The organism is Virgibacillus sp. FSP13, from assembly GCF_054048505.1.
On sequence record NZ_JBSVKG010000023.1, the window covers coordinates 18,233 to 29,655 of the forward strand.

General features: G+C 38.7%; 11 protein-coding genes, 1 other RNA gene and 1 other annotated feature. Of the genes, 9 read left to right on the forward strand and 3 right to left on the reverse strand.

Annotation, left to right across the window (positions count from 1 at the left end):
- The first annotated feature begins 17 nt into the window (after nt 1–17).
- The gene (gene dtd, locus ACW2QC_RS16105) at nt 18–464 is read left to right on the forward strand and encodes a D-aminoacyl-tRNA deacylase (RefSeq protein WP_457544966.1); all 447 of its coding nucleotides are present in this window, start codon (nt 18–20) and stop codon (nt 462–464) included.
- 43 nt (nt 465–507) lie between these two features.
- Here the strand turns inward: dtd and ACW2QC_RS16110 are convergent, their stop codons facing one another.
- On the reverse strand, nt 508–1,347 hold the full coding sequence (locus tag ACW2QC_RS16110; RefSeq protein ID WP_457544967.1) for an N-acetylmuramoyl-L-alanine amidase: 840 nt from the start codon (nt 1,345–1,347) through the stop codon (nt 508–510).
- Between the two features lie 97 nt (nt 1,348–1,444).
- On the opposite strand from ACW2QC_RS16110, the gene ACW2QC_RS16115 reads away from it, so the two are divergent.
- From ACW2QC_RS16115 to ssrS, 4 genes are all read left to right on the forward strand, one after another.
- Complete coding sequence (locus ACW2QC_RS16115) at nt 1,445–1,618, forward strand: hypothetical protein (protein WP_457544968.1); 174 nt, start codon at nt 1,445–1,447, stop codon at nt 1,616–1,618.
- 62 nt (nt 1,619–1,680) lie between these two features.
- Nucleotides 1,681–1,960 (forward strand) — a binding site (T-box leader).
- Between the two features lie 64 nt (nt 1,961–2,024).
- Nucleotides 2,025–3,305 carry a histidine--tRNA ligase gene (gene hisS / locus ACW2QC_RS16120; protein ID WP_457544969.1) on the forward strand — a complete coding sequence of 427 codons (1,281 nt, stop codon included), beginning with the start codon at nt 2,025–2,027 and terminating at the stop codon, nt 3,303–3,305.
- A 2-nt stretch (nt 3,306–3,307) separates the two neighbouring features.
- A complete protein-coding gene (gene aspS / locus ACW2QC_RS16125) occupies nt 3,308–5,095 on the forward strand; it encodes an aspartate--tRNA ligase (RefSeq protein ID WP_457545013.1) in 1,788 nt (595 codons plus the stop codon).
- 130 nt (nt 5,096–5,225) lie between these two features.
- Nucleotides 5,226–5,415: non-coding RNA, 6S RNA (ssrS, locus tag ACW2QC_RS16130), on the forward strand.
- Between the two features lie 58 nt (nt 5,416–5,473).
- On the opposite strand, the gene ACW2QC_RS16135 is transcribed toward ssrS, so the two are convergent.
- Together ACW2QC_RS16135 and ACW2QC_RS16140 are read right to left on the reverse strand one after the other, a co-directional pair.
- The gene (locus tag ACW2QC_RS16135) at nt 5,474–6,184 is read right to left on the reverse strand and encodes an RsfA family transcriptional regulator (RefSeq protein ID WP_457544970.1); all 711 of its coding nucleotides are present in this window, start codon (nt 6,182–6,184) and stop codon (nt 5,474–5,476) included.
- Between the two features lie 93 nt (nt 6,185–6,277).
- Nucleotides 6,278–7,561: a replication-associated recombination protein A gene (locus tag ACW2QC_RS16140; protein WP_457544971.1), complete on the reverse strand. Its 1,284-nt coding sequence runs from the start codon at nt 7,559–7,561 to the stop codon at nt 6,278–6,280.
- Between the two features lie 374 nt (nt 7,562–7,935).
- Between ACW2QC_RS16140 and cymR the strand changes: the two genes are divergently transcribed.
- From cymR to ACW2QC_RS16160, 4 genes are all read left to right on the forward strand, one after another.
- Nucleotides 7,936–8,355 carry a cysteine metabolism transcriptional regulator CymR gene (gene cymR, locus ACW2QC_RS16145; protein ID WP_457544972.1) on the forward strand — a complete coding sequence of 140 codons (420 nt, stop codon included), beginning with the start codon at nt 7,936–7,938 and terminating at the stop codon, nt 8,353–8,355.
- A 31-nt stretch (nt 8,356–8,386) separates the two neighbouring features.
- Nucleotides 8,387–9,532: a cysteine desulfurase family protein gene (locus ACW2QC_RS16150; RefSeq protein WP_457544973.1), complete on the forward strand. Its 1,146-nt coding sequence runs from the start codon at nt 8,387–8,389 to the stop codon at nt 9,530–9,532.
- A 13-nt stretch (nt 9,533–9,545) separates the two neighbouring features.
- Nucleotides 9,546–10,658, forward strand: a complete 1,113-nt coding sequence (gene mnmA, locus ACW2QC_RS16155) for a tRNA 2-thiouridine(34) synthase MnmA (protein WP_457544974.1) — start codon at nt 9,546–9,548, stop codon at nt 10,656–10,658.
- 82 nt (nt 10,659–10,740) lie between these two features.
- Complete coding sequence (locus ACW2QC_RS16160; protein ID WP_457544975.1) at nt 10,741–11,409, forward strand: tetratricopeptide repeat protein; 669 nt, start codon at nt 10,741–10,743, stop codon at nt 11,407–11,409.
- Nucleotides 11,410–11,423 lie beyond the last annotated feature (14 nt).

The window sequence follows — 11,423 nt, forward strand, 5'->3', positions numbered from 1 at the left end:
GGTGAAGGAGAGATATCATGAAAGCTGTTATTCAGCGTGCACGTGATGCCAGTGTATCAGTGAACGGGGAAACAATCGGTTCAATTGATCATGGTTTTGTTGTGTTGCTTGGGGTTACCCATGATGATACAGAGGATGATGCAGCATATTTGGTGAACAAAATCATCCATATGCGAATTTTTGAAGATGAAAACGACAAAATGAACTTATCATTGAAAGATGTTGAGGGCAGCCTATTGTCCATATCGCAATTCACATTGTATGGTGATACAAGAAAAGGAAGGCGGCCGAACTTTCTTCAAGCTGCAAAGCCAGATGATGCAAACAATTTGTATCAGTATTTTAATAAATTAATCACGGAGCAAGGAATCACCGTTGCAACAGGTGAATTTGGGGCAATGATGGATGTCCAATTTACTAATGTTGGCCCTGTTACAATGATCGTAGATAGCAAAGATAAATAATAGAACACCTATTGTGAAGGTCTGTCCCCTGGGGGTCAGACCTTCATTCGTAAAAATATTTAGTAAGGCCACTGATGATTCCATTTACCAATAGCTTCTGATAGGCATCTGTTAATAATAGTTGTTCTTTATTTTGGTTAGAGATAAACCCAAGTTCGATTAGCACTGCTGGTTTAAGGTTTTGTCTGATCACTTGGTAGTCACCAAAAGCAGTACCCCGGTCATTAGCGTTTGTTTCTTTTATCAATTCGGTCTGTATATTGTTTGCTAATGATTGATTATAATCTTGATAATAATATGTCCCAATTCCAGTGGCTTCAGGTATTTGAGGGACGCTATTATAATGAATGCTCACAAATGCATCCGCGTCAGTTACATTGGTAAGGCTTGTTCGGCTAGCTAGTGAAATGTATTGATCTTTTTGTCTTGTTAATATAACGTTTGCTCCAAGCGCAGTGAGCTCTTGTTGTAAGGTTAACGCTGTTTTATATGTAAGGTTTTTCTCAAATACTCCAGATGCGCCGATTGCCCCAACATCATTTCCGCCATGTCCAGCATCAACTACAATTGTTTTGTTTTCAATCCCTTTACTAGTTGCAGCCTGCTGCCTGTCAACTAATTGTTTGTACACAAATCCTGTAATTTCATCGTTAGAAATTTTATACCATTCCATTGTGTCCGCAAGAACGTCAAATGTGGTACCTTTTTTGGCGAAATGGATTATTTCATCGTCAGTTGAAGGACCATTACGGATTTGGGTGTGTTCATATGGGATGGTGATGGTTTTTGGTGCTGTGACACTGTTTGCATAAACACTTGATGAACTTGATGAGAGCACGAGAAACAGACTGAGAATAAGCAAGGCTATTGGCAAAATACGCAAATCATCCCCCCCTAGTTATTATTCACTATCATTTTGTCTTATTTTAATAAAAATCCTCTATTTAGGCAAAGATAATCTTATGGGAGGAAATGATCGTATGCGATATACTGAAAAACAATGGAATTCTACGCAAAATAAAGACATTTTTGGTGTAAATCTACATCGGTTTATGGAACTTGAAGATCATGCGAACCATATGGAAATAGCGCAAGAATTAGGCATTTCTTTAGGTGAAGTAAAAATGTTAAAGAAAAAAATTAATCGTGCTTGACATTCTTTTTTAGACAGATTATGATTATAGTCATTCAACAAACGAGTAAATGGATTATATACAAGAAACCATTGAGGGAAAAAGTAATTAGGAATCAGATGAAAAGAGAGAAGATGTCATCGGCTGAGAACATTTTCACATTATGACCTATTGAAAGACATTCCTTAGGATCGATACTGAACAATGAATAGAAGCTCAAAACAGAGTAAATAGCTATTTGTCGCAGTTTGCTTCTATCATTTAATAAGTAGGTATGGACGTTTTGCGGGCGTTAACTGTGAAGAGCGGATGCAGCTATTGCATCAACTAGGGTGGCAACGCGGGTGAACTCTCGTCCCTTTTTTATAAAAAGGGATGGGAGTTTTTTGTATGCTAAAACATTTAACTAAAAATTGGGGGTTTTACGATGAATATCAATGCACCACGTGGAACGGTTGATATTTTACCGAAGGATTCATGGAAATGGCAATATGTCGAAAATACGATTAAAACGATTTGCAGTCGCTTTCATTATCAGGAAATTCGCACACCATTGTTCGAACATACAGAGTTATTCGAACGGGGTGTGGGAGATTCAACGGATATTGTTCAGAAGGAAATGTATACGTTTCTTGATCGCGGAGGAAGAAGTATAACACTTCGTCCAGAAGGTACAGCTTCCGTAGTTCGGGCGTTTGTGCAAAATAAATTGTATGGTTCACCGGTACAACCAGTCAAACTATATTATTTTGGTCAGATGTTTCGCTATGAACGACCACAACATGGTCGCATGCGTCAGTTAAATCAATTTGGTGTAGAGGTACTGGGAAGTGCGGATCCAGCTGTTGATGCTGAAGCAATTGGCCTTGCCATGACATGTTACCAAGAGCTTGGCCTAAAGTCACTAAAGCTTGTGATCAATAGTCTGGGAGATAATGAAAGCAGGCAAAACTATCGTCAGGCTTTGGTTGAGCACTTTTCACCGCATAAAGAGGAATTATGTACCGATTGTCAGGCACGGCTCACACAAAATCCGTTGCGCATTCTAGATTGTAAGAAAGATCGTGAACATCCGGCGATGCAAACAGCACCATCCATTCTAGACTATTTAAATGATGAATCTAGAACGTATTTTAATCAAGTCCAAGAATATTTGACGATGATGGAGATTCCGTTTACCGTTGATAAAAATCTGGTCCGTGGTTTAGATTATTACAATCACACAGCATTTGAAATTATGAGTGATGCAGAAGGGTTTGGCGCGATTACGACACTTGCTGGTGGTGGACGATATAATGGTCTAGCAGAAGATTTAGGTGGCCCAAGTACACCAGGAATTGGCTTTGGCCTTGGAATTGAACGATTAATGTTAGCGCTGGAAGCAGAAAAAGTTTCGATTCCGGTTGATGATACATTAGACTGCTATTTCGTTGCCGTTGGTGAGGAAGCAGAAAAACAAGCTGTTCGCCTTGTCCATGAATTGAGAAAACAGGGGATACAAGTTGATAAAGATTATCAGGGCCGAAAAATGAAGGCGCAATTTAAAACTGCTGACCGATTACATGCTAAATTTGTCCTGATTTTGGGTGAAGAAGAACTAGCAAATCAAGTCATTAATGTAAAGTCAATGGAAACCGGTGAACAAAAGGAAATTCCAATTGCTGAGGTAACTGACCAAATGAAAGATTTGCTGCAAGGAGGAAAATAATGATGAACAAACGAATACTAGCGGGAACAATAACAACAAATCATATCGATCAGGATGTTTTGCTTAAGGGATGGGTACAAAAGCGTCGTGATTTGGGTGGATTAATTTTTATTGATTTGCGTGATAAATCAGGGATTGTCCAGGTCGTCTTTAATCCAGCTACTTCAGAAGAAGCCTTGGCAATTGCTGAGAATGTTCGAAGTGAGTATGTGGTAGAAATAAAGGGTAAAGTGGTTCATCGTGAAGAATCCACTATAAACGATGCAATGGCAACAGGAAGTATTGAGGTTTTAGCGGAAGAATTAACTATTTTAAACAAGTCGAAAAACCCACCATTCATGATTCAGGATGAAACAGATGTTAGTGAGGATTTACGGTTAAAATATCGTTACATTGACTTGCGAAGAGCTACTTTACAAGATACATTTAAACTTCGTCATAAAACAACACAGGCTATTCGTGACTTTTTGAATCAGGATGGATTTTTGGAAATGGAAACACCTATTTTGACTAAAAGTACGCCAGAGGGTGCACGAGATTACCTTGTTCCAAGTCGAGTACATGCAGGTGAATTTTATGCACTGCCACAATCACCGCAATTATTTAAACAATTAATTATGATGTCTGGTTTTGAGAAATACTATCAGATTGCCCGTTGTTTTCGTGATGAAGATTTGCGAGCGGACAGACAACCGGAATTTACTCAGATCGATATTGAAACATCATTTATGACAAGTGATGAAATCATGGAAATGACTGAAAATATGATGAAGAAGGTCATGAAAGAGGTAAAAGATATTGATATAACATTACCACTACCACGGTTGCGCTATGATGAAGCAATGAAGCGGTATGGATCAGATAAACCAGATACAAGATTTGCAATGGAACTTATTCATATAGCAGATATAGTAAAGGATTCTTCTTTTAAAGTATTCCAGGGAGCAATCGAAGCTGGTGGTAATGTTGGCTTGTTAAATGTCAAAAATCAGGCCACTAATTTTTCGAGAAAAGATATTGATAAGCTAACAGACTTTGTGAAAGTTTATGGTGCCAAGGGGTTAGCATGGTTGAAACTAGAAGGTAGCGAGTTAAAAGGACCAATTGCTAAATTTTTATCGGATGATGAAAAGGCTGGGTTGATTACTCGTGCTGAGGCAACTGATGGTGATCTATTGTTATTTTGTGCGGATAAGACTTCAGTTGTTTATGACAGTTTAGGCGCTTTGAGACTAAAGCTAGGAAAGGAATTAAAACTGATTGATGAGACGAAGTTTAATTTCCTTTGGGTTACCGATTGGCCATTGTTGGAATATGATGAGGATGCCGAAAGATATTTTGCTGCACATCATCCATTTACGATGCCAGTTGAAGCAGATATGGATAAATTAACGACTGATCCTGGAAGCGTCCGTGCAGTAGCTTATGACCTTGTCTTGAATGGATATGAACTTGGTGGTGGTTCACTACGTAATTACAAACGAGAACAGCAGGATAAAATGTTTGAAGTATTAGGATTTTCAAAAGAATCTGCAGAAGAACAATTTGGCTTTTTGCTTGACGCATTAGAATACGGTGCACCACCACATGGCGGAATCGCACTTGGTCTAGATCGAATTATCATGCTGTTAGCAGGCAGAACGAATTTACGCGATACCATTCTATTTCCTAAAACAGCTTCTGCATCAGACTTACTTACTGATGCACCAAGTGGAGTTAGCTCCGGCCAATTAGATGAACTATCTATTCAGCTACAGGAAAAATATGATGAAAATAACAAAATGTCGTAAAGCTGTAAAAATTGTAATCCTTTTTTCATAATGATCAATATTGAAAAAACTGACGGTGTATGCTATGATATACTTACAGATAAAGAACAGGTACTTGTTGCTACATGAGTAATTAGTTTGCAATTTGCTGTCAATCCTGATGTGTACGTTTATATATTTGTTTTGACCGAACATTTTTATGAACGGGAGCTTTTAGAGTTTTTGTGCTGCGTGCATGCCTCTACTTACTTAACCCGAGGACGTACAACGTATAGAACAGGGCACCCACCTGCATGGAGCGGGATCAAAACTAGGAATTAAACGGCACAATTGGGATTGCATTTTTGCAAAGATCGTGTAGGTTAACAATAAAAAACTCTTCCGTAATGGAAGAGTTTTTTATTGACCAGAGCTTTGGGCAATTTGTTGTAGATTTCCATTCTTGTCCATGCGAAATGCTGGTGGTTTCATTGTCCCTTGATCCTCAAAGACCGTCATTTTTCTGGCACGGTCCATAATTTGCATGAATACTTGATAATCTTCCTGAATGGTGGTCAGTTGTTCTTCAGTTTGAGCTAATTTTTTTTCTAATTCACTTACATGATCTCGAAGTAACGTATTTTCTTTTTGTGTTTCTTCTAGATTTCGTTTTGATTGATTAGAAGCATGATAGTCTTTTTTCACTTCCTTGAGAAATCGTATAACCATATCCATCGTTAGTGTCGGTTCTTCCGTTGTTGTTTCGATAGGTTTGTTTTCTATCGGATTGTTGTCTATGATGTTTTGTAATATTTCTCCATCATTTTGCGTTATTACTTCATTGTGTTGGGATAAAGAAACGACAGGCTCTTTTTGTTTCTCTGTATTTGCAGCGATAGCCCGTTTCTTTTCTTTTCGTTGCCTTTTTGCCAGATCAATAGCATGATCGTATTTTTGTCTTACTTCGGCGTTCCAACGAAATCCACAAGCGGCCGAGGTGCGATTTAATTTGTCACCAACTTCTTCAAATGCGTTTAATTGGGTACTACCTTCTCTAATATGGCGTAAAACCGTTTCTGCCAATAACAAGTCGTCTTCATGTGACCAAGCGTCTTGTCTAACTTTAACCAATTCGTTCATCTCCTTTTTCGAATAACCATCATAATTCCATAGATTTATTTATCTAGTATCTATTGTGACCGCTCGAAAAAGGAATTATACCAACTAGTTTACATTGTTGTTGTCGTTTTGGATTTTTTCATATACTTGTTTTAATGCATGTTCGAATTTTCCGGAGTCCTTTGGCTGGTAATAGTGACGGTTTTTTATCGCATCAGGTAGATACTGTTGGCTAATCCAGCCGCTTTCATAGTTATGTGGATATTTATAGTCAACACCTCGGCCAAGATTTTTTGCACCTTGATAATGGGAGTCCTTCAAATGTTTTGGTATGTCGCCAGTTTTACCGTTGCGTATGTCGGCCAATGCTGCATCTAATGCTTTATAAGCGGTATTGGATTTTGGTGATAAACATAATTCAACAATCGCAACCGAAAGCGGGATGCGGGCTTCAGGAAAGCCTAAACGCTCAGCAGCCTGAACAGCATGAACTGCGCGTGGCCCTGCTTGAGGATTGGCGAGTCCGATGTCTTCATAAGCACAAACAATCATTCTTCGTGCGATACTATCTAAATCTCCTGCTTCAATCAATCTACCTAAATAGTGAAGGGCGGCATTGACATCACTGCCTCTTATCGATTTCTGGAAAGCAGAAAGGACGTCATAATGCGCGTCACCATCTTTATCATGAGAGAAACTTTTCTTTTGCATACACTCTTCTGCGACTCCAAGTGTAATAGAGATCTGATGATTTTCATTTTTAGGTGTTGAAGAAACAGCTAATTCCAGCCCGTTAAGTGCAGATCTCATGTCACCATTGGCAGCAAAAGCGAAGTGATCTAGTGCATCATCAGTAATAACAACATCACGTTCACCAAGACCATTCACTTTATCAGTAATAGATCGATTTAACGCTGTTTTAATATCTGTTGCTGTTAAACCATGCAATTCAAATAAATGACATCTTGAGCGAATCGCTGGATTAATAGAGTGATATGGGTTACTTGTTGTACAACCAATTAATGTAAGCAAATTACTTTCAACATAAGGCAATAAGAAGTCTTGTTTGGCTTTATCTAGGCGGTGAACTTCATCAAGGACTAAGACAACTTGGCCAGTCATTTTCGCTTCTTCCACAACGATTTCCATATCTTTCTTTTTATCAACTACTGCATTAAGCATTTTAACAGGTATGCCAAGTGTTTTAGCTAATGCTACAGCCATCGATGTCTTCCCGGTACCTGGAGGGCCAAACAAAATCATGGATGCCAGTTGCTCTGCTTCAACCATACGTTTTACGATTTTACCCTCACCAACAAGGTGGGCTTGTCCAATTATTTCATCTATATGGGTTGGACGCATCCGATAGGCAAGTGGTTTCTGTTTCATTTTAATCTTCCTTTGTATATAAGAGGTTGTTCAAAAAGTCCGGTAAAAATGACACATCTTTAAAGGGGAACTTCAACTAATTACCGACACGTCCTGTGTCGAACGTTGAAGTCACCACATCCTGTGGAAGCTCGTTGGCTTGTTTCTCCGCTGCTCATGTATCTAAATACATACATTCCGCTGCTCGAAACTACGCCGCCTCGAATTTCTCGGTCCTTTTTATCCTCCTTTTTGAACACGCTCTATAATAATGGTTTGTATAATTAAGCCTAATTGTAGTCTTGTAAAAATGCAAGGAACAGCCTATTCATGCTATAATTATATGTATTACAATAAAACAAATGAATTGAAAGCAATCAATTGAGGTGTCATAAATGAAAATATCAACGAAGGGGCGGTATGGTCTGACGATCATGATCGAGCTTGCAAGAAAATTTGGTGATGGTCCAATTTCTTTAAAGCAAATTGCCCGTGATAAAAAATTATCGGAACATTATTTGGAACAATTAGCGTCACCACTGCGTAATGCTGGATTAGTTAAAAGTGTCCGTGGGGCATATGGTGGCTATGTTTTAGCAAAGGAGCCGGATGAAATTACAGCAGGTGATATTATCCGTGTTTTGGAAGGACCAATTACGCTTGTTGAAGGTATCGAAGAAGAGGAACCAGCTAAACAGGCATTATGGCTGCGAGTAAGGGATGCAGTGAAGGATGTATTAGATACAACGACATTAACTGACTTAAAAAATCATGAAAATGATCAACAACAAGAACCTTATATGTTTTATATTTAAGGTCTTTACGGATAGGAAGGAAAGGTAAAAAATGGAGCATATTTATTTGGATCATGCTGCAACAGCACCAGTTGATAAACGCGTTATGGAAGCCATGTATCCAATATATGAAGAAGTGTTTGGCAATCCATCCAGTATTCATTCATTTGGACGCAAAGCGAGACGTTACTTGGATGAAGCTAGAGAAACTATGGCCCGTAGTATTGGTGCCAACGAAAAAGAAATAATTTTTACAAGTGGCGGAACGGAAGCAGACAATTTGGCGATAATAGGGACTGCAATGGCTAACCAGCATAAAGGCAACCATATTATTACTACCGTTCAGGAACACCATGCTACATTGCGTACCGCAGAATATTTGGAGAAGAATGGATTTCGTATAACGTATTTGCCTGTATATCAAGATGGGAAAATTGCATTGGACGATTTAAGAGAGGCATTGACAGACGATACCATTCTTGTCACCATTATGACTGTTAACAATGAAACGGGAGTTAAACAACCAATTCAGGAAATCGGACAATTACTGTATGACCACCAGGCTTATTTTCACACAGATGCTGTACAAGCATATGGATTGATGGAATTAGATGTAAAAAAACTAGGGGTTAATCTCCTTTCTGTGTCTTCCCATAAAATTAACGGACCAAAAGGAATTGGGTTTTTGTATGTAGATAATAGTGTGAAACTACATGCATTGCAATTTGGCGGTGAGCAGGAAAGAAAACGTCGTGCAGGAACAGAGAATGTTGTAAGTGCTGTTGGTTTTCAAAAAGCAGTAGAATTAGCAACTGAAACTAAAACTCATCGTGTTAAGCAGTACACAGATTATAAACAGCTATTTCTCGGAGTACTTGATGAGGAACAAATCACCTTTCAACTAAATGGTGATCCTGAGTCGCAGGTAGCATCTATTTTAAATATTAGCTTTCCAGGAACAAATGTGGAAGCATTATTAACAAATTTTGATTTAGCGGGGATTGCCGCTTCCAGTGGAAGTGCCTGTACCGCTGGGTCTGTAGAACCATCCCATGTTTTAGCTGCGATGTACGGAAGTGAAGACGACCGAACTACGAACTCGATTCGATTTAGTTTTGGTTCCTTTAATACAACGGAAAATGTAAAAGAAGCAGCAACACGTGTGGCAGCAATTGTGAAACGACTAACTTCAAACTAAGGTGGTGAGCAACATGAAAAGTAAAAAAGATACTCGGGTAATTGTTGGCATGAGTGGTGGTGTTGATTCATCTGTAGCTGCCTTACTGTTAAAGGAACAAGGGTATGATGTTGTCGGTATTTTTATGAAAAATTGGGACGACACGGATGAAAATGGCATATGCACAGCAACCGAAGATTTTGACGATGTTGTCCGCGTATGTAATCAAATTGGTATACCATATTATGCGGTCAATTTTGAGAAACAATATTGGGATAAAGTTTTCACTTATTTCCTTGATGAATACAAAGCGGGAAGAACACCGAATCCCGATGTCATGTGTAATAAAGAAATTAAATTTAAGGCATTTTTGGAACACGCGATGTCACTTGGAGCTGATTATTTAGCAACAGGACACTATGCACAAGTCCGCTATCGTGACGGGCACTATGAAATGCTGCGTGGTATTGATGACAATAAGGATCAAACTTATTTCTTGAATCAATTAACGGAAGATGTATTAGCGAAAGTAATGTTCCCATTGGGCCATTTGCCTAAACCAGAGGTGCGTAAAATCGCTCAAGAGCATAACCTGGCGACAGCAACGAAAAAAGACAGTACTGGTATATGTTTTATCGGTGAACGTAATTTCAAAGATTTTTTGAGCGAATATTTACCTGCACAACCTGGTAAAATGAAAACATTGGCAGGAGAAGTGAAAGGAACGCATGATGGGCTCATGTATTATACAATTGGCCAAAGACAAGGGTTAGGAATTGGCGGTGCGGGTGATCCGTGGTTTGTTGTTGGAAAAGATGTAAAAGAAAATGTATTATACGTTGAACAAGGCTTTGCCAATGATTCATTGTACTCGGATGGATTAATTGCTTCTGATGTTAATTGGATTAGTCAGGTTGATTTAACCAATCCATTAACATGTACAGCGAAATTTCGCTACCGTCAAAAGGATAGTGGTGTCACGGTTAGCCAGCTTGAAAATGGCAGGCTCCGTGTTGTATTCGATGAGAACGAACGTGCCATAACACCTGGTCAATCCGTTGTGTTTTACGATGGAGATGTTTGTCTTGGTGGAGGAACAATTGATGAAATAATCAAAGACGACCAATACCTTGATTATGTTGGATGAAAATAGGATCACACTCTCAAGTTGCTTGAGAGTAAAGGTCCTTATTTTGTGGGTAGCAAGTATATGAAAAAGGATGTTTAAAATGGATGAAAATCAACAAGCAATAGCATATATGAAAGAAGGAAAATACGAAGAGGCTGCTGAATTGTTTAATGAATTAATTGAAGCGAACCCAGATGATCCGTTGGGCTATATAAATTTTGGAAATCTATTAGTGCATGTAAACGAACTAGCACGTGCAAAGGCATTTTTTGAAAAAGCAATCACCCTAGATCAATTTGCAGCTACAGCCTATTATGGTTTAGGAAATGTATATTTTGAGCAATCTATTTATGAAAAAGCGCAAGAAAACTTCCAAAAGGCGATTGAATTGGGCTTAGAGGAAGCGGATGTCTTCTATATGTTAGGCTTGACATTACAACAACAAGAGCAATTTAAACTCGCATTGCCATATCTCATGCGAGCAACGGAACTGGACCAAGAGGATGATGAATTATTATTTCAATATGGTTTGTCATTAGCACAAACCGATCAAATTGCGGATGCCGAAGTTGTTTTTGAGAATGTGTTGAAACGTAATGCTGAGCATAGTGACGCACACTATAATTTAGGCGTTATTGATTTGTACCATGACAAAGCAGAGGAAGCATTACAACATTTTAATGAAGCATTAAAAATTCAGCCGGAGCATGTTTTGGCTGCTAATGGTAAGAAAATGGTGGACGAACTGTTAAATCATAACGAAGCGTAAGATGGTGGGGTAGT

Bases quoted from the DNA above. Each gene is read 5' to 3' on its own strand.
- dtd (WP_457544966.1), top strand. From the start codon at position 18: ATGAAAGCTGTTATTCAGCGTGCACGTGATGCCAGTGTATCAGTGAAC.
- ACW2QC_RS16115 (WP_457544968.1), top strand. From the start codon at position 1,445: ATGCGATATACTGAAAAACAATGGAATTCTACGCAAAATAAAGACATT.
- hisS (WP_457544969.1), top strand. From the start codon at position 2,025: ATGAATATCAATGCACCACGTGGAACGGTTGATATTTTACCGAAGGAT.
- aspS (WP_457545013.1), top strand. From the start codon at position 3,308: ATGAACAAACGAATACTAGCGGGAACAATAACAACAAATCATATCGAT.
- ACW2QC_RS16140 (WP_457544971.1), bottom strand. From the start codon at position 7,561: ATGAAACAGAAACCACTTGCCTATCGGATGCGTCCAACCCATATAGAT.
- cymR (WP_457544972.1), top strand. From the start codon at position 7,936: ATGAAAATATCAACGAAGGGGCGGTATGGTCTGACGATCATGATCGAG.
- ACW2QC_RS16150 (WP_457544973.1), top strand. From the start codon at position 8,387: ATGGAGCATATTTATTTGGATCATGCTGCAACAGCACCAGTTGATAAA.
- mnmA (WP_457544974.1), top strand. From the start codon at position 9,546: ATGAAAAGTAAAAAAGATACTCGGGTAATTGTTGGCATGAGTGGTGGT.
- ACW2QC_RS16160 (WP_457544975.1), top strand. From the start codon at position 10,741: ATGGATGAAAATCAACAAGCAATAGCATATATGAAAGAAGGAAAATAC.